Source organism: Mesorhizobium sp. M0808, from assembly GCF_040320025.1.
Lineage (GTDB): Bacteria > Pseudomonadota > Alphaproteobacteria > Rhizobiales > Rhizobiaceae > Mesorhizobium.
Map to the genome: position 1 here is coordinate 1 of NZ_JAMYOX010000013.1, position 22,687 is coordinate 22,687.

At 63.3% G+C, this 22,687-nt stretch carries 23 protein-coding genes and 1 tRNA gene; 14 read left to right on the forward strand and 10 right to left on the reverse strand.

Annotated elements, in window-relative coordinates; all coding sequences use genetic code 11:
• The 3 genes from NKI25_RS16685 to NKI25_RS16695 form a co-directional block, all read right to left on the reverse strand.
• A partial coding sequence (locus NKI25_RS16685; protein ID WP_352998766.1) for a helix-turn-helix domain-containing protein occupies positions 1 to 471 on the reverse strand: 471 nt, incomplete at its 3' end.
• A 123-nt stretch (positions 472 to 594) separates the two neighbouring features.
• A complete protein-coding gene (locus tag NKI25_RS16690; protein WP_023674449.1) occupies positions 595 to 1,290 on the reverse strand; it encodes an RlmE family RNA methyltransferase in 696 nt (231 codons plus the stop codon).
• A 58-nt stretch (positions 1,291 to 1,348) separates the two neighbouring features.
• Entirely contained in the window at positions 1,349 to 2,770 is a 1,422-nt protein-coding gene (locus NKI25_RS16695; protein WP_352590480.1) for a Ppx/GppA phosphatase family protein, read from the reverse strand.
• Between the two features lie 544 nt (positions 2,771 to 3,314).
• On the opposite strand from NKI25_RS16695, the gene NKI25_RS16700 reads away from it, so the two are divergent.
• Together NKI25_RS16700 and NKI25_RS16705 are read left to right on the forward strand one after the other, a co-directional pair.
• Positions 3,315 to 4,247 (forward strand): lysylphosphatidylglycerol synthase domain-containing protein, encoded by a 933-nt coding sequence (locus NKI25_RS16700; protein ID WP_352998768.1) that lies wholly within the window; start codon positions 3,315 to 3,317, stop codon positions 4,245 to 4,247.
• A gap of 118 nt (positions 4,248 to 4,365) precedes the next feature.
• Positions 4,366 to 4,439, forward strand: a tRNA-Gln gene (locus NKI25_RS16705).
• Between the two features lie 393 nt (positions 4,440 to 4,832).
• On the opposite strand, the gene NKI25_RS16710 is transcribed toward NKI25_RS16705, so the two are convergent.
• A complete protein-coding gene (locus NKI25_RS16710) occupies positions 4,833 to 5,432 on the reverse strand; it encodes a hypothetical protein (protein ID WP_352998769.1) in 600 nt (199 codons plus the stop codon).
• A 145-nt stretch (positions 5,433 to 5,577) separates the two neighbouring features.
• Between NKI25_RS16710 and NKI25_RS16715 the strand changes: the two genes are divergently transcribed.
• Positions 5,578 to 5,931 (forward strand): hypothetical protein, encoded by a 354-nt coding sequence (locus tag NKI25_RS16715; RefSeq protein WP_352998771.1) that lies wholly within the window; start codon positions 5,578 to 5,580, stop codon positions 5,929 to 5,931.
• Between the two features lie 165 nt (positions 5,932 to 6,096).
• Here the strand turns inward: NKI25_RS16715 and NKI25_RS16720 are convergent, their stop codons facing one another.
• Entirely contained in the window at positions 6,097 to 6,528 is a 432-nt protein-coding gene (locus tag NKI25_RS16720; protein WP_352998773.1) for a YybH family protein, read from the reverse strand.
• 242 nt (positions 6,529 to 6,770) lie between these two features.
• On the opposite strand from NKI25_RS16720, the gene NKI25_RS16725 reads away from it, so the two are divergent.
• Genes NKI25_RS16725 through NKI25_RS16735 form a run of 3 tightly spaced genes read left to right on the forward strand, consistent with a single transcriptional unit; the run spans position 6,771 to position 9,504 of the window.
• On the forward strand, positions 6,771 to 7,418 hold the full coding sequence (locus tag NKI25_RS16725) for a cysteine hydrolase family protein (protein WP_352998774.1): 648 nt from the start codon (positions 6,771 to 6,773) through the stop codon (positions 7,416 to 7,418).
• Positions 7,415 to 8,728 carry a type I glutamate--ammonia ligase gene (locus NKI25_RS16730; protein ID WP_352571497.1) on the forward strand — a complete coding sequence of 438 codons (1,314 nt, stop codon included), beginning with the start codon at positions 7,415 to 7,417 and terminating at the stop codon, positions 8,726 to 8,728. The genes NKI25_RS16725 and NKI25_RS16730 overlap by 4 nt, the downstream gene beginning before the upstream one ends.
• Positions 8,728 to 9,504, forward strand: a complete 777-nt coding sequence (locus NKI25_RS16735; RefSeq protein ID WP_031211164.1) for an N-formylglutamate amidohydrolase — start codon at positions 8,728 to 8,730, stop codon at positions 9,502 to 9,504. The genes NKI25_RS16730 and NKI25_RS16735 overlap by 1 nt, the downstream gene beginning before the upstream one ends.
• Before the next feature lie 65 nt (positions 9,505 to 9,569).
• On the opposite strand, the gene NKI25_RS16740 is transcribed toward NKI25_RS16735, so the two are convergent.
• Together NKI25_RS16740 and NKI25_RS16745 are read right to left on the reverse strand one after the other, a co-directional pair.
• Positions 9,570 to 10,199 (reverse strand): hypothetical protein, encoded by a 630-nt coding sequence (locus NKI25_RS16740; protein ID WP_156937262.1) that lies wholly within the window; start codon positions 10,197 to 10,199, stop codon positions 9,570 to 9,572.
• A gap of 195 nt (positions 10,200 to 10,394) precedes the next feature.
• Entirely contained in the window at positions 10,395 to 11,051 is a 657-nt protein-coding gene (locus NKI25_RS16745) for a hypothetical protein (RefSeq protein WP_245274617.1), read from the reverse strand.
• A gap of 257 nt (positions 11,052 to 11,308) precedes the next feature.
• On the opposite strand from NKI25_RS16745, the gene NKI25_RS16750 reads away from it, so the two are divergent.
• From NKI25_RS16750 to NKI25_RS16780, 7 genes are read left to right on the forward strand one after another with little or no spacing between them, the layout of a single operon-like run.
• On the forward strand, positions 11,309 to 11,935 hold the full coding sequence (locus NKI25_RS16750) for a DUF4129 domain-containing protein (protein ID WP_352590445.1): 627 nt from the start codon (positions 11,309 to 11,311) through the stop codon (positions 11,933 to 11,935).
• Positions 11,932 to 13,131, forward strand: a complete 1,200-nt coding sequence (locus tag NKI25_RS16755; RefSeq protein ID WP_352998776.1) for a DUF4350 domain-containing protein — start codon at positions 11,932 to 11,934, stop codon at positions 13,129 to 13,131. The genes NKI25_RS16750 and NKI25_RS16755 overlap by 4 nt, the downstream gene beginning before the upstream one ends.
• The gene (locus NKI25_RS16760; RefSeq protein WP_292661489.1) at positions 13,118 to 14,074 is read left to right on the forward strand and encodes an AAA family ATPase; all 957 of its coding nucleotides are present in this window, start codon (positions 13,118 to 13,120) and stop codon (positions 14,072 to 14,074) included. Before NKI25_RS16755 ends, NKI25_RS16760 begins: the two co-directional genes overlap by 14 nt.
• A gap of 44 nt (positions 14,075 to 14,118) precedes the next feature.
• The gene (locus NKI25_RS16765; protein WP_352593193.1) at positions 14,119 to 15,378 is read left to right on the forward strand and encodes a DUF58 domain-containing protein; all 1,260 of its coding nucleotides are present in this window, start codon (positions 14,119 to 14,121) and stop codon (positions 15,376 to 15,378) included.
• A complete protein-coding gene (locus NKI25_RS16770; RefSeq protein ID WP_352593190.1) occupies positions 15,375 to 16,406 on the forward strand; it encodes a stage II sporulation protein M in 1,032 nt (343 codons plus the stop codon). The genes NKI25_RS16765 and NKI25_RS16770 overlap by 4 nt, the downstream gene beginning before the upstream one ends.
• Complete coding sequence (locus NKI25_RS16775; protein ID WP_352593187.1) at positions 16,393 to 17,259, forward strand: RDD family protein; 867 nt, start codon at positions 16,393 to 16,395, stop codon at positions 17,257 to 17,259. The genes NKI25_RS16770 and NKI25_RS16775 overlap by 14 nt, the downstream gene beginning before the upstream one ends.
• 18 nt (positions 17,260 to 17,277) lie before the next feature.
• Complete coding sequence (locus tag NKI25_RS16780; protein WP_352998779.1) at positions 17,278 to 17,691, forward strand: hypothetical protein; 414 nt, start codon at positions 17,278 to 17,280, stop codon at positions 17,689 to 17,691.
• Here the strand turns inward: NKI25_RS16780 and NKI25_RS16785 are convergent.
• Positions 17,670 to 18,356: a D-lyxose/D-mannose family sugar isomerase gene (locus NKI25_RS16785; protein ID WP_352998781.1), complete on the reverse strand. Its 687-nt coding sequence runs from the start codon at positions 18,354 to 18,356 to the stop codon at positions 17,670 to 17,672. The genes NKI25_RS16780 and NKI25_RS16785 overlap by 22 nt on opposite strands.
• A 246-nt stretch (positions 18,357 to 18,602) precedes the next feature.
• Here NKI25_RS16785 and NKI25_RS16790 point away from each other — a divergent pair, with 246 nt between their 5' ends.
• Complete coding sequence (locus NKI25_RS16790; RefSeq protein ID WP_352998783.1) at positions 18,603 to 19,661, forward strand: D-TA family PLP-dependent enzyme; 1,059 nt, start codon at positions 18,603 to 18,605, stop codon at positions 19,659 to 19,661.
• A gap of 234 nt (positions 19,662 to 19,895) precedes the next feature.
• Here NKI25_RS16790 and NKI25_RS16795 read toward each other — a convergent pair whose 3' ends face one another.
• Together NKI25_RS16795 and NKI25_RS16800 are read right to left on the reverse strand one after the other, a co-directional pair.
• Positions 19,896 to 20,648, reverse strand: coding sequence for a heme ABC transporter permease (locus NKI25_RS16795; RefSeq protein WP_352465476.1), 753 nt, complete (start codon positions 20,646 to 20,648; stop codon positions 19,896 to 19,898).
• A 258-nt stretch (positions 20,649 to 20,906) separates the two neighbouring features.
• A complete protein-coding gene (locus NKI25_RS16800; RefSeq protein WP_352465475.1) occupies positions 20,907 to 22,676 on the reverse strand; it encodes a glucan ABC transporter ATP-binding protein/ permease in 1,770 nt (589 codons plus the stop codon).
• Between the last annotated feature and the right edge of the window lie 11 nt (positions 22,677 to 22,687).

Here is a 22,687-nt window from a genome sequence, read left to right on the forward strand (position 1 = left end):
GTCATCAAGCACGGTGAGCGGATGCAGGCGGCCGCAACGCAAGGCGACGTGACCCTTGAAGTCCATCTGCCACAGATCGTTGGGGGCGGCATGCTCGAAGCGGATGAAGGGCTGCGCTCCACCGCCCGACGTTCCCAACTCAATGCCGTTGCGACGCAGGATGCCGGTTACCGTCGAGGCCGCCGGCGTGCCGATGCCCTCGCGGACAAGCACACGCGCGATCTTGCGTCCACCCCAAGCCGGATGCGCCATACGCACAGCAAGGGCCGCCGCTTCCACCTCCGGCGCGCTGCGCGCCGGGCTCGATCGTGGCCGCCGCGACTGTTCGACCAGCCCAGCCTCCCCCTCGATCCGATAGCGCGAAAGCAGCTTGTGGCCACAGGTCCGGCCGATACCGAAGCGCTGGCACAGCACGCTTACATTCGCGCCTTTCGCCGACGCCAGCCTTACAAACTCCAGCTTCTGCTTCATCACGCTTCTGTCCTCGAATGGCATCCCGAACCCCCTCGCGCAAAAGCGCAAAACTGTTCGCGATGTCCTCGCACATCTGTTCGCGATGTCCCCAGTCCAAACAAAGGGGAGAAGGAAAGGGCGCTACCCCTTAAAATCCTTCGCCAGCAAATACAGCTCCACCGACTCGTCGCGTGAGGCCGGCGGCTTGACGTGATGGACCGAGCGGAAATTCCGCTTGAGTCTCGCCAGCAATTCGTTCTCGGCGCCGCCCTGAAACGTCTTGGCGAGGAAATGTCCGCCCGGCTTCAATACCGACAGCGCAAAATCGGCCGCCACCTCGCAAAGATGCATGGTGCGGATGTGGTCGGTCCGCTTGTGGCCGGTGGTCGGTGCGGCCATGTCGGAGAGCACGATGTCCGGCTGGCCGCCCAGCGTCTCGGCCAGCTTTTCGGGTGCCTGCGGATCGAGGAAATCCATCAGCAGCACCGGCGCGCCCGGCACGGCGTCCATCTCGAGATAGTCGATGCCGACGACGTTAGGGTGTTCCGCGGTCGACTTGGTACGCGCGGCGGCGACCTGGCACCAGCCGCCGGGTGCCGCGCCAAGGTCTATCACCTTCATGCCAGGCTTGAGCAGATGGTGCTTGTCGTCGATCTCGATCAGCTTGTAGGCCGCGCGCGAGCGATAGCCGTCGGCCTTCGAGCGCTGGACATAGGGATCGTTGATGTGGCGCTGCAACCAGCGGCGCGACGATTCCTTCAAGCCGCTTTTCTTCTTGATCTTCGTCTTCAGCACGCGAATGCCGGCGGAGCTCGGTCTTTCCGGTTTCTTGGTCATTGCTTGATTGCTTGTTTGAGCATGATCTTGTCCGAAAACCGGCAGCCACTTTTCGGGATCATGCTCTGCCTCGCCGCCAGACGCCGTCATCGGCCATCAATTCGCTCAATATGCCCTCGCGCAGGCCGCGGTCGGCGACACGCAGCCGTTCGGACGGCCAGACGGCGCGGATCGCCTCCAGTATGGCGCAGCCGGCCAGAACCAGGTCGGCGCGGTCGGCGCCGATGCAAGGGTTGGCGACGCGTTGCTGGAAATCCCAGCCGACCAGTTTTTCGACCATGCGGTCGACGCTGTCGCGATCCATCCACAGCCCGTCGACGCGGCGGCGGTCATAGCGTTCGAGGTCGAGATGAACGCCGGCCAGTGTCGTCACAGTGCCCGATGTGCCGAGCAAATGGAATTTCGGGCTGGCCAGGAGGTGGCTCAGCCGGTCACGCCCGTCGAAGGCGCGCAGCCGCATTGCGACATCCTCGACCATGGCGCCAAAGATCTCGCGTGTCACCGTGCGGCCGCCAAAACGCTCGGCCAGCGAGACGACGCCAACCGGCAGCGAAGTCCATGAAACGATATGGTTGGCGAGCCTTGGCGAGCGCTGGCCGGTGAGGTCGATCAGCGCGATTTCGGACGAGCCGCCGCCGATGTCGAACAGCACGACACCTTGCGTGTCGCGCTCGACCAGCGAGCCGCAGCCCGACACCGCGAGCCGCGCCTCGGTCTGGCGGTCGATGATCTCGAGCTTCAGGCCGGCCTCGCGCTCGACGCGCTCGAGGAACTCGACGCCGTTGGCGGCGGTTCGGCAGGCCTCGGTGGCGATCAGCCTGGCCTTCCTGACCTTGCGGTTGCGCAATTTGTCGCCGCAGATCTTCAGCGCCTCGACCGCGCGGTCCATTGCGGCGTCGCCGAGCCGGCCATTGGCGGTAAGGCCCTCGCCCAGCCTGACAATGCGCGAGAACGCATCGATGACGCGGAACTGGCCATGACGCGTCGGCACCGCGACCAGAAGGCGGCAATTGTTGGTGCCGAGGTCGAGCGCGGCAAACACCGGCAATTCCTGCAGCGGTGGCGGCGTGCGGGCACCTTGCCCTGGCCTTGGCAAGGCAGGAGGCAATTGCGCGATTGAAGCCGATTGCGCGATCGAGGACTGGGGCGCGATCGAAGCCGCTGGCTGGGGCTGGCGAGCGGCCGGGGCCCCGCCGGCGGCGGGCACCGAAGTGCCTGTTATCACCGGACGAGCCTCGTCGCGTGCGAAAACCTTGCGCCCGCGCCGCCGCTTGCGCCGCTTCTTGGGTTTGCCGTTCTGATGCGGGCCGTTCTGACCCTTGTGATCGTGGGACGTGTCGCCAGCCTGTCCATTGCCGGACCGGGGCTGCACCTGACGGCCGTAGCGTCCGGCGGATGGGTTTGCCTGGCCGGATGGCGGCGGCGAACCCCTGGACACGCCCACTTCCGGCGCACCAGCGCCGGCTTCGTGGTCTTCCACTGTCGTTCCTTCCGGCGCCGCGCGAACCGGAGACCGGACGCAGCAGGCGCTTTTACATGTTCAAGTTGCGGCCAGACTATCAGCGCCGGGCCGGATCACCAAGAGTGCTCGCGGCGAATTTTGCCGGCGGCATTGTCTCGCCCTGTGCTCGACCCGATGAGAGCCTTTGATGCCGGCCTCTCAAGATGTGGGTTCCTCGCCCCGCCAAGCGGGGGAGAGGTGGCGGCAAAGCGGCCGGAGAGGGGGCCTTCGTAGGGCGCGGTTTCCCCTCTCCGTCTCGGCTTCGCCGAGCCACCTCTCCCCACTTCGTGGGGCGAGGAACCCAAGCTGGAATAAAGCCACGATCCTTCGCCGTCCGGCAGGACAGAGGGGGGCGCGAAGGAACGCCACGCTTTCCTTCTCTCCACAACCCGCCTTCCCGGTTGAATAGCCGGCTTCAATGAGGCATTTCTGAAATGGAGGGGTAAACCATTCGGGAGCGCGGGCGGTTTGCCTGCTGCGAACCGGAAAACGGGTACGGGCTGCAACGCATGATCGTCAGGCCATGAACTGGAGCCGCTATTTCTGGCCCGTGGTCGGCATCGCCGCGGTGGTGTTCTCGCTGTGGCTGCTGCTGCACGAATTGCGCGGCATCTCGCTCGACGATGTCTGGGCCGGCATAATCGCCATCCCGGCGCGCGGCTGGGTGCTGGCGGCGCTGAGTTCGGTCATCGCCTATGCCTCGCTCGCCGGCTACGACCACATCGCGCTGCTGCACATCGGCAAGAAAGTATCGTGGCTGTTCGTCACCTTCTGCTCGTTCACCACCTACGCGCTGTCGCACAATATCGGCGGGTCGGTGTTTTCCGGTGCGGTGATCCGCTACCGCGCCTACGGCACCAGGGGCCTGACCGGCCAGGACGTCGGCATTCTGGTGGCGATCTGCTGGATCACCTTCGTGCTGTCGACGCTGTTCGTCTCAAGCATCGTCCTGCTGCTCGAGCCCGAGGTGATCGACCGGTTTTCCGGCATACCGCATCACCGACTGGCGCAAGCAGCTGGGTTCGCCATGCTGCTCGTGGTGGCGGCCTATGTCTTCGGCAGCTGGCTGCATCTGAGACCACTCAGGATCGGCAGCTTTCAGCTTCACTATCCGGCGCTGCCGATCGTGGCGCGGCAATTGCTGGTCGGCCCGATCGAGCTCCTGGCGGCGGCGGCGATCATCTTCTTTGCCCTGCCCGCCGCCGGCAATCCCGGCTATTTCATCGTGCTCGGCGTCTTCCTGGTGTCGTTCTCGATCGCGCAGATCTCGCATGCGCCGGGCGGGCTCGGCGTCTTCGAGGTGGTGTTCCTCGCCGGCTTGTCGCATATGGACCAGGTCGGCGTGCTGGCGGCGCTGCTGGTGTTCCGGCTGTTCTACCTGATCATACCGCTGCTGATCGCACTCGGCGTGGTGCTCTATTTCGAGCGCTCGCAATTCAGCCGCAGCGAGAATTGAAGCGCCGGAAGCCGACGATTGAACCCAGACACAGGGTTGACTATTTTCCGGCGGCGGCTACAAGGGCCGCGCGGCTGCCTGGCGGCCCACCCTGCGTGGTTTCAACAGCCGCGCCTGCTGGGGAATAGGTTAACGGTAGACCCACGGACTCTGACTCCGTTAGTCCTGGTTCGAATCCAGGTTCCCCAGCCACACTTCTTTTATTGTTTTTTTGGAGCACCTAGCGAACATTAGAAAGCGCGAAGTGTTACAGCGTAATGGATTGCTCTTGTGTGGCCCAGAGCAGCAGCCCGTTTAATTCGGACCCTCATTCCCCCAGACTCTCGAACCGCCACTCGTGGCCTTCGATTCTGACGCTGGTTCTTCATCGTCAGCTTGGCTCTGCCCATCCGTTTCGATGACGGTTGCACCGTCTCGTCCGCCTGAAGGCAAGTCGAAAAAATGGTATCGTTGGGCGATAGCCTATCCCCGCGATTCAACACCGGCATACGGAACTCGCTACCAACTGCTATCTGCGCATGAGCCAAATAAGCGCGCCACTGCATATCAAATCACTCGTGTTTCGTTTTGCGTTGCGGCTTAAGATCAGGACTTAGGGCCGCTCATGACGATTTTCCAGATTATTCCGAGCCAGCCAAGAATAAGTGTTCCGAGTATACTGGCAGCGATGCTTGATCCGTGTCGCGACCAAAAACCGGGCACAGGGGTATAGGTAATTCCCTTTCGTAGCACTCTGGAGCAACTGATCATTACGACAGCAGCGCAAGGAACGACAAGCAATATTCCGATCGTGCGAGCGTCCATTTTCAGGTATTTTGCAAGGCTCTCTTGGGAGTATGTCGAAAAAATCAAAACTACCGCGGCCGGAATAAAAAGGTAAGTGCAAAAATCTATGATCTTGTCGATGCTTGACTTATGGGCAACCAGCTCCGAATATAGCGCACTCAATAATTCTTCTTTGTTAGGTTTTTCCCTGGCCCACACACTCAGCTTGGCGCTAGCATGAATAAACTCTAATTGGACTCCGTCCATGTATAGCGTTGGGTTTCCCGCCAACCGCGCCTTGTTCTGCTTTATATCGGCTACTGAATCGAACTGAATCGTCCTCTTCCAATAATTCTGTGTGGCGCTCACGTCTTTGATATTCGTTGCGTCAATGATGTTGAGCAGCTGATCCACGGACAAGGATAGTGATCCGATCCGGCGTGCCGCCTTACCCCAAGGAACCACCCTTACCATTGATATTTGCTCGCCCCCCGTTCCAATCAGCTAAGGCTGGTTTAGTCGCGCCCGATTGTAGAATCAGTTATCCTAGACTTGGAAGAATATCATGGTTGGCGACGACGACGACATCGACGGCGAGGAGCTAGAACAGGCGCTGCCGGATGCGTCGCTGTCGACTAGGTTCGCGGCCCCGCAGAAGACAGTCGACGACGGGATTCCCGCCGACCTTCACCAGAAATACGAGTTCTTCAGCTACAAAAACGCCGTCGTCATCCTGTCCGAGACGCGACCCGATGAGTGGGCCGAGATCATGAGTAGAAATACGGTGACAGTGCACTTTTGCCGTGTCGGCCTCGCCGCACGTGCACCTTGCCCTCCCAGTCCGCCGCCGCATCCCCAACACCGTGCCGGCGAGCCAAAGTGTTTTCACGTCCGAAGACTATGTGTCCCGCAAGACTGAACTCATCGAGTATTGCCGCGTCGCCGATGTCGCGGGTTTCGATGCACCTGTGGGCCGAGAGCATCGCCGGGCAAATCGGCAAAGCCGCGAAACCCGGAAAACGAGGCAGGCGGCGAAAAGAAATTAGTGCACTGTCACCGTAATTCCAACCTCTCCGGCAACCTTCTACTCCCCGACAATGGACGTCGGCGGGCGTGCCGAGGTTATCGGATCGGCATGACGAAGGACGATCCTCCACGCGCCGTCCTCGCGCCGGAATATGGTGGTGACTCGAAGCGCAATCGGCACCAGTTTGTTGCCACCACCGACCTTGGATTGGAACCGCTCGACCTCGATGATGTATCCCAAGTCGGCTGTCGCATACTCCGAGATGCGCTCAAAGCCGATGGCCTTGCCGTGCCGGTAATTGGTGGCGGCCCGTTCCATCGTCTCAGCGGCCTTTCTCCATCCCTTCGCCGGCGGGCCAAAGGGATTGGCAATAATGACGTCGTCCTGTCGCGAGTAGAGGTTTTTCAAGGGCTCAGGATCGCCCTTTACGAAGGCATCCAGAGCCAGATGATCCTGCTCGATAAATTTCGTCAGGTCGGAGGCTAACATCTTAACATCGCCCCATGACTAAAAAGAGAACTCTATCAGGCGCTTCATCCGCCCTTCGCTTTGCCGTAGGCGGTCGGCTCAATCGATCATGACAGAAGACCCCCCGTCTCCACGCCGGAAAGCAGGTATACCTCAATTTAGCAACTTCGAATATCCCAATAAGCGCGCCGGCCACGCAGGACGTGTGGACCAAAATCAGCTAAATCAGCCGGATTGTGATCAGCAACACAGGACCCCCAAGCATGACGCCAGCACTGCCAAAACGAAACGAGCCGTTCCGGGCCGGCGAAACCGCGCTGCTGCTGGTCGACATGCAACGGGTCTGGCTGGAGCCCGGCGCCGATCCAGCGCATCCGGAGCGTGGGCCCGATCACTATTTCTACCGGCAGACGGCGTCGCAAACGATCCCCAACCAGGAGCGCCTGCTGGCGGCGGCGCGGACCAACGGCGTCGAGGTGGTCCACACCATCATCCAAAGCCTGACCGAGGACGGCCGCGACCGCTCGCTCGACCACAAGCTGACGCCGATCCACATCGCGCCGAGCCGGCCCGAGGGCCTGCCGGTGCCGTCGCTGGCGCCGGTCGGCGACGAGATCATGCTGCCGAAGACATCGTCGGGTGTCTTCAACTCGACCAACATCGATTATGTCCTGAAAAACCTCGGCGTGCGTTACCTGGTCGTCGCCGGCATCATGACCGACCAGTGCGTCGACATGGCGGTGCGCGATGCCGCCGATCGCGGCTATCTCGTCACCTGCGTATCGGATGCCTGCGCCGCCGCCACGCGGGAGCGCCATGATGGCGCGCTCGAGGCTTTCGGCGGCTATTGCTGGGTCGCAGATACCGCCATCGTTACTGCCCGTTTCGAAGCCTTGGGAAAAGCTGCATGACCGTCGAACCGCTGGTTGCCGTCGTCACCACCGATCTTTCGGCGATCACGCGCGGCCGCTCCGTCGTCGAAAGCAGGCTGCAGAAGATCGCCGCGACCGGCGTCGGCTGGCTGCAGGCCAATCTGTCGCTGACGCCGTTCAACTCGATCGTCGATCCCAATCCCTGGGGTTCGTCCGGCGATGTGCGGCTCGTTCCCGATCTCAACGCGCGGTTCCGCACGGCGCTGACCGGATCGGCGACGCCCTTCGACATGGTCGCCGCCAACATCGTCGAACTCGACGGCAGCCCGTGGGTCGGCTGTACGCGGACCATGCTCAAGGATGCGCTTACTGAGTTGAAGGCAGCGGCCGGGCTTTCCGTCATCGCCGCCTTCGAGCATGAATTCCATATCGAGGGCGACTTCGGCCCGGCTCATTCGATGTCGTTGGCAGCACTGCGCCGCGCCGACCCGTTCGCCGCCAATCTGATGGCGGCGCTGGCGGAAGCCGGCGTCGCGCCCGAAGTGGTGATCGCCGAATTCGGCACCGACCAGTTCGAGGTGACATGCGAGCCGGCCGATGCGCTCGCCGCGGCCGATCGCGCCGTCGCCATCCGCGAGATCACGCGCGAAGTCGCGCGATGTGCCGGCTGGCGGGCGAGCTTCGCGCCCAAAACCGCGCCCGATGCCGTCGGCAACGGCGTCCACATCCATTTCAGTTTCGTCGACGAGGCCGGCAAGCCGGCGACCTACGATCCGGCCCAGCCTGGCGGCCTTTCCAGCCGTGCCGCTTCGTTCTGTGCCGGCGTGCTGCGCCACCTGCCCGCGATCACCGCCATGACGGCGGCGAGTGTGTCGTCCTACTACCGGCTGAAGCCGCATAGCTGGAGCTCGTCCTACACCTGGCTTGCCGATCGCGACCGCGAGGCGAGCCTGCGCATCTGCCCGACGGTGACGATCGGCGGGCGCGATCCGGCGCGGCAGTACAACATCGAATACCGGGCAGCCGACGCCACGGGCAATCCATATCTATCGCTGGCGGCGATCGTGCGCGCCGGGCTGGAGGGGCTGAAGGCCAAGCTGCCGGCGCCGCCGCTTGTCTCGGGCGACCCGACGCAGATGAGCGGTTCCGAGCGCAAGAAGCTTGGCCTCGTGCGGCTGCCGGAAACGCTGCCTGCGGCACTCGACGCGCTCGTTGCCGACAAGACCGTCACCGGATGGTTCGCGCCGGTGTTCGTCGAGACCTTTGTCGGCCTCAAGCGGCATGAGACCGAGCGCCTCGCTGGTCTCGACCCAGTGGCGGTCTGCGATCTCTACCGGACGCTGTATTGATGGCTGAGCCGCTTGCTAACGCCATCCTACCGGAAGGTTGGCTTCCAGCGGTCGAAGCAATCAACGAAACGGGGCGTTCCGATATCGTTTTGATATGCGAGCACGCTTCCAATCATATTCCGGCAGAGTATGCCCGGCTCGGTCTCGACAGCAGCCATTTGCAGCGCCATATCGCCTGGGACATCGGCGCCGCCGAAGTGACTCGTGTTCTGTCAAGACTGCTCGACGCTCCGGCTTTCCTCAGCTCCTATTCGCGGCTTTTGATCGATCTCAACCGGCCGCTTGGTTCCAGCGGCAGCATTCCGGTGCTATCGGAAGGCACTGACATCCCCGGCAATGTCGGCCTCGATCCGGAGGAACGAAGCCGGCGTGCCGAAGTCATGTTCGCGCCGTTCCATGACCGCGTGGCCGCCCACCTCGATGGCCGGGCGAAGCAGGGCAGACCGACGCGGATCGCGACGATCCACTCCTTCACGCCGGTCTTCCTCGGCATTGCACGGCCCTGGCACGCCGGCGTGCTTTACGATCGGGCAGTCGATTTCGGCCAGGCAGTGCTTGCCGGCCTGCGCGCCGACAGTGCACTCAACGCCGCGGCAAACGAGCCCTACGTGATCAGCCGCGACGGCGACTACGCCATACCGGTCCATGGCGACGATCGCGGCATTCCCGCGGTCCTTATCGAGATCAGGCAGGACCTGCTGGCGAGCCGCTCCGGCATCGAGCAATGGGCGAAGCGGCTGGCGGCGGCGTTGCCGGCGCAGACACAGGCTTTGTGAACAAGCTCGGCTCAGTAGCGCAACGCGAGAGCCCCGAGCCGTCGGTGAAAAGCCTCCACGCGTCCTCAGGAGAAGATTTCCGCCAAGTCTTCGACGCTGGTGCCTTCCTTGACTTGCCGCAATTCGACATAGCTGACCGCTGCGGCGATCGACAATACGACTTGCTCGGCTGCGCCCCGCAAGGCGTCCAGGAAGAACCCGAGCGTAATGCCTAAGGAAGATAGGACGCGGTCCGACGCAAAATTGATTGCGACCGAAGCCACGAATAGGGGAAACCAGAGACCGAGCAGACGCCAGCGGCTCCCCTTGGAAAGGTCGCGGCTGCGGCCCAAACTCGCGAATACTCCCAAACGTTCCTGTATCAGAACCGGTATCGCTACAACCCAGAGAACCAACCACAACAATCCCGGAACGATGAGCAGCACGAGGCCGACTGTGAAGCCGATGTTGACAATCAGCGAAATGCCGATTGCCGGCAGCAGGAGCGCCAAGGCTGTCCCCATACAATCTCGCATCGACGGCCGCTTGCCGCTCAAATCCTCGATCGCAGCGCGCGTCAGCACCGCCTCCAGGAAAGCCATAAGGACCACATAGCCGATCGCGCCAACGACCGTGAGCACGAGCCGTTGAACCGAGAATTCCGCAACGCCATGCTCGATATTCGTAACGGATTTCCAGAACCAGAGCGCAAACACGAATCTGGGCAAGGTGTAGAAAATCAGGGCAAGCCCGAGGCAGAGCGCGAGATTGCGGCCGATGACCGCAAAGCTGGCGCCGAAAACCCTGCCGATACGAAATGTGTTGGGCTGGTCCAGCGTTATTGACGCCACGATATTACCTATCCAGTCCAGACCGATCCTGACGCGATGAAGGCAGCAAATCCCTTGCCGCTACGAGAAGATTTCCGCCAAGTCTTCGACGCTGGTGCCTTCCTTGACTTGCCGCAGCTCGACATAGCTGACTGCCGGGGCGATCGACGTCACAATGGATACGATCGCTGTCACCAGGGCGCCAAGAAATATGCCGGTGGTTAGGCCAAAGACCATGATCGCACGGCTGAGCACGGCCTGGATCAGCACCACAGCTATGAACAGGACAATCCAGAATCCGAACAGAGCCCAGCGGCTTCCTTTGGTAAGTTCCCGGCTGCGCTTCATGCTGCCGAAGACCCCCAGTCTTTCCTGAACCAAAACAGGCACAGCGACAGACCAACGAAGCCACAATATGATGCCGGGAACGAGCAGAAGCATCGCGCCGGCGGCGGCGCCGAGGCTCACCAGCACCGCGATGCCTATCACCGGCAGCAGGAGAGAGATTGCCGTCTTGAGGCAATCGCCAATCAATGGTCGCTTGCCGTTCAGATCCTCGATCGCGGCACGCACCAGCGCCGCCTGCAGGATTGCCGACAGTGTCATGGAAACCAACACGCCAACGATCGTGGCAGTGATTCGTTGGACTGAGAACTCCGGAACGCCAGCCTCGACGTTGGTCGCCCATTTCCAAATCCAAAGCTGGTAAAGAAGCGTAGGCAAGCCTGAGAACAGCATGGCCAATCCAAGGCAAAGCACTGGATTGCGGCTGATGACAGCGAAGCTGTCGTTGAAAACCCTGCCGATGCGAAATTTGTTCGGCCGTTCCAATGTCACTGATGTCATGATGCTTCCCCCTGCCTCACCGCCGCATGGCTGGCGGCCCCGGTGGTAAATCTGCCAAGATTGGTGGTCGCCGTCCAGCCCACTTGCAATTGTTCCGCTGCATTGTCAGTGTCGGCTGGGAACCACAGGTTGCAGGGGAGCGGGTGGCGGTGGCACAGCCAGGCACAGCGGAAGCCGAACGGCTGACCAATCTGCACAAGCAGCTGATCGCCGACGAATCGATCCAGTTCGACCTGCCGGCCTATGTGCCGCCGAAGCCGCCCGAGTGGCTGAAACCGCTGCAGGATTTTTTGTCGTGGCTCGGTCCCTACATGATCTATCTGTTCTGGGGGGCGGTGATATCGGGCGTCGCAATCATCCTGCTTCTGGTCTTCCTTGAGGTGAAAGGCATCGCCTGGCGGCTGCCGTGGCAGCGCGCGCGGCCGGAAGTCGAAGACGAAGAAACCTGGCGCCCAGACGCCGGCGCCGCGCAGATCCTGTTGTCGCAAGCGGATGCGCTGGCCGCACGCGGCGACTATGACGAGGCGGTTCACCTTTTGCTTCGGCGCAGCGTCGCCGATATCGCCGGCCGGCTGCCGGACTTCCTGCGCCCGTCGCTCACCGCGCGCGACATCGCCAATGCCCCTTCCCTGCCGGGAAGGGCACGCCATGCGTTTACCGAGATCGCCCGCATTGTCGAGGCGGCGCTGTTCGCGCGCCGGCCGGTCGGCGCGGAAGGCTGGCGGCAGGCGCGCGGCGCCTATGAACGTTTCGCCTTCCGGGATGCCTGGACGTGAGTGCACCGACGGTCGAGGCACAGGAGCCGTTCAATCGAAAGACACTGTTTTGGGGGATTTTCGCCAGCCTCCTTGCGGCGGCCGGTTTTTTCCTGCTGTCCACCTATGCTCCCGATTTCCGGCAACCCGGCAATGGCGGCGCCACGCCGCTATCGAAAAGCGGCGTCGGCTACGCCGGCCTGGCGGAATGGCTGCGGCTCACCGGCGAAGCGCCCTTGATGGCGCGGACCGAAGACGATCTTGCCAGAGATATACTGCTGATCGTCACCATCTCGCCCGATAGCGATCCGGAGGCGCTCGACCACATCCTCAATCTTCGCCAGGATCAGAACACGCTTTTCGTGCTGCCCAAATGGCAGATCCTGCCGCTGCAGGGGCATGAAGGCTGGAACATGAAATTCGGGCGATTGCCCGGTTCGGTGGTCAACGAATGGCTTGGCCGCATCGCCGATGCGAAGATCGGTGCCGGCCAGAGCACGGCAAAGCAACTCGACATCGAAGGCAACATGGTTGCCGCACCCGAAGAATTGCAGTGGGTGGCCGACAAGTACCCTCTCATCGCAGCCGGCAATGACAAGGCTGTGCTTACCGAACTGAACGACAAGCCGTTCTATATCCTGACTGACCCCGACCTGATCAACAACGCCGCCCTCAAGGATCCCGAAAAGGCGGCAGCCGCGCTCGGGCTGATTGCCTTGCTCCAGCCCGACGACGGCCTGGTGATGTTCGATCTGACGCTGCACGGCGCGGGGCGGAAGTATGATCTGGCCAAGCTTCTGGTCGAGCCGCCGTTCCTGGCGCTGACACTGACGATCCTGATCGCTGCGGCGCTGGCGTTCCTGCATGGCCTTGGCCGGTTCGGCCCGCCGCGTATCGACCAGCGCGCGATCGCCTTCGGCAAGCGTGCGCTGGTCGATACGACGGCGATGCTCATGCGGCGTGCCGGCCGGCTGGACGACCTGGGAGGCCGCTATGCGGCCTTGATGCGGGTGCGCGCCGGCGCGCTGCTCGGCGCACCGCAAGGGTTGCAAGGCAAAGCGCTCGACCACTGGCTCGACTCTCGCGATAAGGAGCAAGCCGGCGGCTTCACGACGCGCTCGCAAGCGGCCGGCGAGGCGAAGAATCTGACGCAGATGCAACAGGCAGCAGAACGGCTGCATGACTGGACGGCAAGGAGGCTCGGTGAACGTCGATGATGTGAAGGCCCTGGCGACACGGATCAGGGAAGAAGTGGCCAAGGCGATCACCGGGCAGCACGATACGGTCGACCTGATGCTGACCGCCTTGTTTGCGGGCGGGCATATCCTGCTGGAAGGTCCTCCGGGCACGGCCAAGACAATGACGGCGCGCTGCTTCGCCCAGGCGCTTGGGATCGCCTACGGGCGGATCCAGTTCACGCCGGACCTGATGCCCGGCGATATCGTCGGGTCGAACATCTACAACTTCCAGACCGGGCAGTTCACGCTGACGCGCGGCCCGATCTTCTGCGATCTCCTGCTTGCCGACGAAATCAACCGCACGCCGCCCAAGACGCAGGCCGCACTGCTCGAGGCGATGCAGGAACATGCGGTCACCTTCGACGGCACCACGCATTCGCTCGGCCGCAATTTCATGGTCGTCGCGACCCAGAATCCGATCGAGCACCAGGGCGTCTATCCGCTGCCGGAGGCGCAGCTCGACCGCTTCCTGTTCAAGCACCGCGTCAGCTATCCGGGCCCCGAGGAAGAACGAGCCATCATCGTCCATCACGGCGGCGGCTCCGCCTCGCACGACATCGCGCAATATGGCATCGAGGCGCAGACGGACCGCGAGACGCTGCAGGAGGCACTCGCTACGGTCGGCTCCGTCACCCTTGTCGACGATGTCGTCGGCTATATAGCGGCGCTGGTACGGGCTACGCGTGAAAATGCCGATCTGGAAGTCGGGGCCAGTCCGCGCGCCGGCGCCATGCTGGCGCGGGCGGCGCGGGCGCGGGCGGCGCTGGACGGACGCGCCTATGTGATCCCCGACGACGTCAAGGCGCTGGCGGTGCCGGCGCTGCGTCATCGCGTCATCCTTTCGCCTGCCGCCCAGATCGATGGCCGGCTGGTCGAGCAGATCGTCTCCGACCTGGTCGACCAGACGGAAGCACCACGTTGATCTATCCCAGCGGCCGAGCGGTATGGGCAGCTGCGGCCGGCGCGGTGCCGGCCTTCCTGGTCGCGCTGGCATTGCCGTCGTTCTGGTATCTGGGATTGCTGTGGAGTTGCCTGCTGCTTGCCTTCCTGGCGGTGGACGCCGCGGCCGGACGCGGACGGGCATCGCTGAATGCCAGCATCGATGCGCCGCAGCAGGTCGGTGTCGGTGGGGAATTCGGCGTGCAAATCACCGCCCGTCACTCGGGGCCGCGCGCCGCGGAGGCTCGGGTCGGCCACGATGCGCGTCTGGCGCCGGTGGACGGCAGCGGCGGCGCCTTGCTGCCAACCGCCGGAGGCGGGTCGCTCAACCTCCGCCTCCAGGCGCTGCGGCGCGGCGTCGCCAGCTTCGACCGTCTCTGGGTGCGCTGGCGCGGGCCGTTCGGGCTGGTCTGGAACCAGGTCGTCCTGCCGGTGGAAAGCAAGGTTGCCGTGCTGCCCGACGTCAGCAGCGCCCGCGGCGAGGCGATCACGCTGCTGCAACATGCGGCGCTTGCCGAAGGCCATGCGCAGCGCCGCGCCGGTCAAGGCCGCGAGTTCGACGCGCTCAAGGATTACCAGCCCGGCATGGGCCGGCGGATGATCGACTGGAAGCGCAGCGCCCGCCACGGCAAGCTGTTGGCGCGCGAGTTCCGCATCGAGGAGAACAACAACATCGTGCTGGCCATCGACAGCGGACGCCTGATGTGCGAGCCGGTCGACGGGGTGCCGAAGGTGGACCGGGCGGTGACGGCCGCCCTGCTGTCGGCATTCATCGCGCTGAAGGGCGGTGACATGGTCAGCTTGTTCGGCTTCGATGCAAGGCCGCGCGTTTCGAGCGGCGCGGTGCGCGGCCCCGCCAGCTTTGCGATGATCCAGAAACGGGCCGCCGAGATCGACTACTCCAGCGAGGAGACCAATTTCACGCTGGCATTGACGACGCTGGCGGCGCGGCTCGACCGCCGCTCACTGGTCATCATCTTCACCGATTTCGTCGATCCGATCAGTGCGGAATTGATGCTGCGCACCGTGGGCCGGCTCACCGAGCGGCATCTCGTGCTGTTCATGATGATGAAGGACACCGAACTGGAGGGCCTGGCCGACCTGCCGCCACGCTCCGGCGAGGATGTTGCCCGCGCGGTCGTTGCCGGAGGGCTCTTGCGCGAAAGGCAGGTCGTCATCGGCCGGCTGCGCCTGCTCGGGGCGCATGTGATCGAAGCCGACCACAGCCGGCTCGGTCCGGCGCTGGTCGAGCGCTATCTGCAGTTCAAGCAGGAGGATTTGCTGTGACGGCGCCGGTACGCGGCAATGCGGTGCGCGGCGACGCGGTACGCCAGTCGCTGGCCAGCTTCCGCCGCGAGCGCGAGGCCGACTGGAAGGCATTCGAGGCGCTGCTGGCGCGTGTCGAGAAGCGCGCGCCGCGGACGCTTTCCGAAGAGGAGCTGCTGTCGCTGCCGCTGCTCTATCGATCGGCGCTGTCTTCCCTGTCGGTGGCGCGCGCGACATCGCTCGATAATGCGCTGGTCGGCTATCTCGAAGCGCTGTCGCTGCGCGGTTATTTCTATCTCTACGGCGCGCGCCGCGGGCTGCGGCAGCGCCTCGCCGATTTCTTCCTGCATGACTGGCCCGAAGCCATTCGCGACCTGTGGCGCGAGACATTGGCGTCGGTCGCGCTGATGGTGATCGGCATTGGTGCAGGCGCCTGGCTGGTGGCATCCGACAAGAGCTGGTTCGACGCGATCATCCCGCCCGGCCTGGCAGGAGGCCGCGGCCCCGACACCTCGGCCGAACTGCTGCGCAACATGCTTTATGATGGCGACAATGGCTTTCTCTCAGGCTTTGCCGCCTATCTGTTCACGCACAACGTCCAGGTCGCAATCCTGGCCTTCGCCCTTGGCTTCGCCTTCGCGGTGCCGACGGTGCTGCTGATGCTGTACAACGGCTGCATGATCGGGGCGTTGTTCCAAGTCTATTGGTCCAAGGGGCTTGGCATGGAGCTCGGCGGCTGGCTGGCCATCCACGGCACCACCGAATTGTTCGCAATCTCTCTGGCCGGCGCGGCGGGCATGCGCATCGGCACCAGCATCGCCTTTCCCGGCGAATTGACACGCATGGCGGCAGCGGCTCGCGCCGGACGCATCGCCGCGAACGCCATGGTCGGGGTCTCGGTCATGCTGCTGTTTGCCGGGCTGCTCGAGGGCATTGGCAGGCAGACCATCACCAGCGACGTCACACGCTACGGCATTGGCGGTGGCATGCTGGTGCTGTGGATCGGTTATTTCTACCTGTTCCGGGCGGTGCGGCATGGCGATCGTTAAACGCGCCGCCTTCGCGGCTATACGGCCGCTGATCACGCCCGAAGGCGTCGATCTCCGGATAAAATTGGCCGACGCCGGCACGCGGGCCTCCGCCTTCCTGCTCGACATCGTGTTCATCGCCGTGGCGGCAATCGTGATCACGATCGTCGCGCTGTTCGGGGTGGGAGGCCTTGGCAGCGAGGGATTTCAGCCGCTCTTCGTCGTCTGGATCATCCTGATCTTCTTTCTGCGCAACGCCTACTTCATCGTCTTCGAAGCGGGCCGGCGCGCGGCTACGCCCGGCAAGCGGATCGTCGGCATCCGGGTCGCGTCGCGCAGCGGAGACGGCCTGTCGATCGACCAGGTGATCGCCCGCAACCTGATGCGCGAGATCGAGGTGTTCCTGCCGCTGTCGATCATCGTTGGACGCAGCGGGACCGACCTTGCCGACACGCTGACGACGGTGTTCGGACTGGTGTGGACGCTGCTGTTTGCCTTGTTCCCGCTGTTCAATCGAGACCGCATGCGGATCGGCGACCTGTTGGCGGGAACCTGGGTGGTCGAGGCGCCGAAGCGCGCCTTGCTTGAAGACCTGTCGGCACGGCAGGATCCGGCGGCCGGCGCCTTCCGGTTCAGCCACGCCCAACTCGATGCCTACGGGATTGCCGAACTCCACAAGCTGGAGGAGGTGCTGCGCCGCGACGACTATTTCGCCCTGCGGACGGTGGCCGAAACGATCGGACGCAAGATCGGCGCGGCACCCCAAGCCCATGACGCACGCGCGTTCCTGACGGCTTACTACGGCGAGCTACGGGCGCATCTCGAACGCAAGCTGCTGCTCGGCAACCGCAGGGCCGACAAGCATGCGCGGTAGACCGGAAGGGGGGACGGGATGCAGGTCAAAATTAGCGCGACTGAGGAATCCAGGATAGATCGCGCAATTCAGGCGGCGGTCTCTGGGTCCTGGGAAGAATTCAGCAGCCTCACCGACACTCCCTTTCCAAACGACGAATCGATGCGAGAGCAATTCGACGATTCCTCCCCCCGACTTCAGCAAGTGGGAGGAAATTGGAAACGAGAAACGGGCGTTGAGATCCTAGATGACGGAGTGCGCCTAATAATAGCGAGAATAGAAGCGCCGCCCACGGTGGATATCGTTTTTTCACTGCACAGCACGAGCGAATTCAGTGACAGCACAATCGGTATTCGGACATTTTTGCAGCAGCTGAATTGGGACTCCTTAGCTATCAGTTCCGGCATTTCCAACCAGCGCCACCTCCTGCCCTATCCCACCCACTTCTCGTAGTCGGACACCAGCAGATGCAGCGGTGCTGTGTCCTCGTCGATGTCCGCGAAGCGGCCGATCGGCTCGCGGAAGACATTGTCGGTGAGATCGTCGTTGACGGTCGAGACCTCGCCGATCAGCACGTCCTTGCCCTCAGCCCAGAAGGCGTGCCAGACGCCCGGCAGCAAAGTGACGCTCTGGCCTGGGTCGAGCTTCAGCAGTCCACCCGCAGGCAGCCTGTGAATGGTTCCGTCGACAGGCACGGTCACTTCGGCCTTCGGATCGATGCCGCCATCGCGATTATGCATGAACAGCTCCAGCACCAGTTTGCCGCCGCCGCGGTTGATGATGTCCTCGGCCTTGATGTTGTGGCGGTGCATCGGCGACAGCTGGTCCTTGCGCGAGATCATGATCTTTTCGGCATAGAGCATGCCCATGCCCTTCTTCATGTCCTCGTAGCGGCCGTTGCGAACGGTGAACAGGAACAGGCCGAGCTCGTCGAATTTCGCCTGGCCGTAGTCGGTGATGTCCCAGCCGAGCCGGGAGGAAAAGATCGCCGAGGAATCCTGCCGGCGCGCCTTCATCTCTTCCGGCGACCAGTAGGCGAAGGGCGGCATGATGTAGCCGAACGAGCGGATGAAGGCGTCGGCGTCGCGGATGATGTCGTTGATGGCGGAGCGTTTCATGATCGTGGTTCCTTCCCGTCGCTTTGCGAGCGCTAGAACGGTTCATCGTTTCACGGAAACGCCGAACCGCTCTATCTTTTTTTGGACGCAATTCCGGACGGAAAACCGTTTCACACTTTTCCTGGAATTGCTCTAACCGCAATAGCCGAACGTCAATTCGGTGTCGATGCAAACTGCTGTCGCTGGCCCCATGACATGCGGTCCGATCAGGGCCATAAGGTCAACCAATTTTCCGATGGTGAGACCATGCGCAGCATAGACGACCTCGATACGCCGGCGATCCTGATCGATGCCGGCCGCGCCGAAGCCAATATCGCGCGGGCGCAGGCCCATGCCGACCGGCACGGGCTGAAGCTCAGGCCGCACATCAAGACCCACAAACTGCCCTACTGGGCAAAGAAGCAGATCGCGGCCGGCGCCGTCGGCATCACCTGCCAGAAGATCGGCGAGGCCGAGGTCATGGCCGACGCCGGACTGACCGACATCTTTCTGCCCTACAATATCCTCGGGCGGGCCAAGCTGGAGCGCCTCAAGGCGCTGCACGGCCGCGTAACCCTGTCGGTGACAACGGACAGCATGGACACGCTCATGGGACTTGCCGCCACCTTTACCGATCCCGGCCACCGCCTGCCGGTGCTGGTCGAATGCGACACCGGCATGGGCCGCTGCGGTGTGCAGTCGGCCGGCGAGGCAGTCGCGCTGGCGAGCGAGATCGACAAGGTCCGGGGGCTCGTCTTCGGCGGCTTGATGACCTACCCGGGGGCTGGCCGCGCCGCCGAGACCGAGGCGTGGCTCGCCGATGCGCAGCAAGCACTTGCCGCAGCCGGCCTTGCTTGCGAGCGCATCTCCAGCGGCGGCACACCCGATATGTGGCGTTCCGGCGAGCATAGCGTCGTTACCGAATACCGGCCCGGCACCTACATCTATCTCGACCGCTACCAGGTCACCAAAGGCGTCGGCAGCCTCGACGATTGCGCACTGACGGTGCTGTCGACGGTGGTCAGCCACCCAACGCCGACACGCGCCATCCTCGACGCCGGCAGCAAGGCCCTGTCCAGCGATACGCTGGGGCTCGCCGATTTCGGCGAGCTGCTGGGCATTTCAGGCGCAAGGGTGACCAGCCTCAGCGAAGAGCACGGCAACGTCACGCTGTCAGGCGGCGCCGAGCTTCGCATCGGCGAGCGCGTGCGCGTCGTGCCCGACCATTGCTGCGTCGTCACCAACCTGTTCGACGAGGTGCATCTGATCGAAGGCGACAAGGTGATCGAGACGCTCCCGGTCAAGGCGCGAGGACGGATGGGATGAGTCCAGCTGGAGCGCGTGCGCTTCAGGTACAAAATCCTTCAAACGCTGGAGGGACAGCGCCCCCCTCTGGCCTGCCGGCCATCTCCCCCTCAAGGGGGGAGATCGGTACCTTCGCCGGTAGCGCCTCTCTTTCAACATTCGCGATTGGCGAAACGATAGGTGACATTCAATCTCCCCCCTTGAGGGGGAGATGTCCGGCAGGACAGAGGGGGGCGCGAAGGAACTCGACGAAGATCAGCTAGCCTGTCTCGCGGCAACCCGGCGCATCGAAATGACGCGGCGGCGGCGGATTTCGGTGCGCATCGCCATCAGATGCAGCGCAAAGAACAGCACTGTGAAGCCGAGTGCCATCACCAGCAATGGCCACAACAGGCTTGGATCGATGGTCGGGCCGCCGAGCCGGAACACCGACGCCGGCTGATGCAGCGTGTTCCACCAGTCGACCGAAAATTTGATGATCGGAATGTTGATGAAGCCGACCAGGGTGATGATGGCGGCGGCCCAGGCGGCGCGCCCGGCATCGTCGAGCGCGCGGGTCAGCGCGATGATGCCGAGATACATCAGGAACAGGATGAAGACCGAGGTCAGCCGCGCGTCCCACACCCACCAGGTGCCCCACATCGGCTTGCCCCAGATCGAACCGGTGATCAGTGCAAGGGCGGTGAAGACGGCGCCGATAGGTGCCGCCGATTTCAGCGCCACGTCGGCCAGCGGATGGCGCCAGACCAGCGTGCCCAGTGCCGAGACCGCCATCAGCGTGTAGCACATCATGGCAAGCCAGGCGAAAGGCACGTGGATATACATGATGCGAACGGTGATGCCCTGCTGGAAGTCCTCGGGCGCCGTGAAGCTCATGTAGAGGCCGACAGCGAGGATGATGGCGGCAACGCTCGCCAGCCACGGCACGACCTTGTCGGCCAGCCCGACGAACCGCGTCGGGTTGGCAAGGTCCATCCAGCCGGAGAGGCGTGAAGTCGTATCGCTCATGCCGCCTTACATAGACCGCCGGCGGAGTTGCGGCAACCGCAGCGGCGGTACGTCTTCCCTTCTCCCCTTGCGGGAGAAGGTGGATCGGCGCGTAGCGTCGAGCCGGATGAGGGGTCTGGACGGAGTGAGGCGCCAATGATCGCCGTGCGCCGAAGTCTGGATTTTGGATGAAGATTTGCGCCAAGCTGGAGCACCCTCATCCGACCTCGCTTCGCGAGGCCACCTTCTCCCGCAAGGGGAGAAGGCAAGCCGCGCTGCTCAAGCGGCTTCGTTCACCGGCCGGCTGAGGCGGCGGACCTCCTCGTCGTTGAGCAGGCCGCCGGCGCGCAGCAGGCTGGCGAAGCGACCGTTGCGCAGCGACAGTTCGGTGAACCCGCCCATCTCGACCACCCGGCCCTTGTCCATGAACACGACCAGATCGGCGTCGCGAACGGTGGTCAGGCGGTGGGCGATGATGAAGGTGGTGCGGCCGCGCCGCAATTCGTCGATGGCGTCCTTGACGCGGTCTTCCGTCTCGACGTCGAGCGCGCTGGTCGCCTCGTCGAGAACCAGGATGGGCGCGTCCTTCAGCACGGCGCGGGCGATCGCGATGCGCTGGCGCTCGCCACCGGACAGCTGTCCGCCGCGTTCGCCGACGACCGTGTCGTAGCCCTCGCACTTTGACAGGATGAAATCCTGCGCGGCGGCGGCATTGGCCGCGGCATGGACCTCGTCATAGGTCGCCTCCGCACGGCCGACGCGGATGTTGTCCTCGATCGAGCGGTTGAGCAGGCCAGCGTCCTGGAACACGGTGGCGATCGAATGGCGCAGCGACTTGCGGGTCACCGTGCGGGTATCGATGCCGTCGATCAGGATGCGTCCGCCGGACGGCGTGAAGACGCGCTGCAGAAGGTTGATGAGCGTGGTCTTGCCGGCGCCCGTCGGGCCGACGATGGCGACGGTCTGGCCGGCCTGGACCTCGAACGACGCGTCGTCGACGCCCTGCCCGGAATTGCCGAACTCGAAGCAGACATTCTCGAAACGCACATGACCCGTGACGTTGACGAGATCGCGCAGCCCATCGGGCTCGGCGGCGTCGGATGCAGAGTCCTCGAGATGATAGAATTCCTCGAGCTTGGCGCGCGCCTCGGAAATCTGGTTGGCGAAGGCGGACATCTGGTCGAGCCGGGCAATCAGCAGCGTGGCAAAGCCGGTAAAGGCGATGACGTCGCCGATGCGCAACTGGCCGTGCGTCACCAGATAGGCGCCAATCAAGAGCACCACCATCATCGAAATCGTCGACGACAGGCGGTGCAGCGCGTTGGCCATTGCCCACCAGTCGAGCACGGGGTTCTGCACATCGAGCAGATTCTTGACGTAGTGCTTCAGCGCCTCGGTCTCGTGGCCGATGCGGTTGTAGCTCTGCAGGACGGCGACGTTGCTGACCGAGTCGGTCACATGCGCAAACACCTTGTGGTAGTGACGCTCCACGGCCGCCTGGCCTTCCTTGGTGCGCCGCATCACCAGCCGTCCGATGCCGACATAGAGCGCGCCAAGCGCCAGCAGTACCATCGACATGCGGATATCCATGCTGAGCGCCGTGGGCACCAGCAGAACCAACGCGACCGCTGTCGACAGGTGCTGCCTCATGAATTCGAGCCAGAGGCTGAACAGGGTCTCGACCGCCCGCAGAAGCGTGTGCAGGGAATTGGAGGTGCCGCGCTGATGATGCCAGGCAAGCGGCATGGTGATGACGCGCTCGAACGACTGGCAAAGAACCTCGCTGCGCCGCTGGTGGGCAAAGCGGTCGGCGCCGCGCGCCACCAGAACGAAGGCGACGATATTGAAAGCGCCGATGCCGGCCCACATTGCGAGCGTCGAGAACACCGAGCCGCGGTCCGAAATGGCATCGATCACCCGGCCGAACATGATCGGCTCGAGGATGGCGATAATGGCAAGCGTGACATTCGCCCCGCAGATAAACGCAACGCGTTTCCTGTCGGCAGCGAGATAACCGAGCGCTCGCCAGTAGATTTGCAGAAGTGACACTTCAGCTACTC

Excerpts from the sequence above, each read along its gene's own strand:
- NKI25_RS16690 (WP_023674449.1), bottom strand. The coding sequence starts at position 1,290 with ATGACCAAGAAACCGGAAAGACCGAGCTCCGCCGGCATTCGCGTGCTG.
- NKI25_RS16700 (WP_352998768.1), top strand. The coding sequence starts at position 3,315 with ATGAACTGGAGCCGCTATTTCTGGCCCGTGGTCGGCATCGCCGCGGTG.
- NKI25_RS16715 (WP_352998771.1), top strand. The coding sequence starts at position 5,578 with ATGGTTGGCGACGACGACGACATCGACGGCGAGGAGCTAGAACAGGCG.
- NKI25_RS16720 (WP_352998773.1), bottom strand. The coding sequence starts at position 6,528 with ATGTTAGCCTCCGACCTGACGAAATTTATCGAGCAGGATCATCTGGCT.
- NKI25_RS16725 (WP_352998774.1), top strand. The coding sequence starts at position 6,771 with ATGACGCCAGCACTGCCAAAACGAAACGAGCCGTTCCGGGCCGGCGAA.
- NKI25_RS16730 (WP_352571497.1), top strand. The coding sequence starts at position 7,415 with ATGACCGTCGAACCGCTGGTTGCCGTCGTCACCACCGATCTTTCGGCG.
- NKI25_RS16735 (WP_031211164.1), top strand. The coding sequence starts at position 8,728 with ATGGCTGAGCCGCTTGCTAACGCCATCCTACCGGAAGGTTGGCTTCCA.
- NKI25_RS16745 (WP_245274617.1), bottom strand. The coding sequence starts at position 11,051 with ATGCTGTTCTCAGGCTTGCCTACGCTTCTTTACCAGCTTTGGATTTGG.
- NKI25_RS16775 (WP_352593187.1), top strand. The coding sequence starts at position 16,393 with ATGGCGATCGTTAAACGCGCCGCCTTCGCGGCTATACGGCCGCTGATC.
- NKI25_RS16780 (WP_352998779.1), top strand. The coding sequence starts at position 17,278 with ATGCAGGTCAAAATTAGCGCGACTGAGGAATCCAGGATAGATCGCGCA.
- NKI25_RS16785 (WP_352998781.1), bottom strand. The coding sequence starts at position 18,356 with ATGAAACGCTCCGCCATCAACGACATCATCCGCGACGCCGACGCCTTC.
- NKI25_RS16790 (WP_352998783.1), top strand. The coding sequence starts at position 18,603 with ATGCGCAGCATAGACGACCTCGATACGCCGGCGATCCTGATCGATGCC.
- NKI25_RS16795 (WP_352465476.1), bottom strand. The coding sequence starts at position 20,648 with ATGAGCGATACGACTTCACGCCTCTCCGGCTGGATGGACCTTGCCAAC.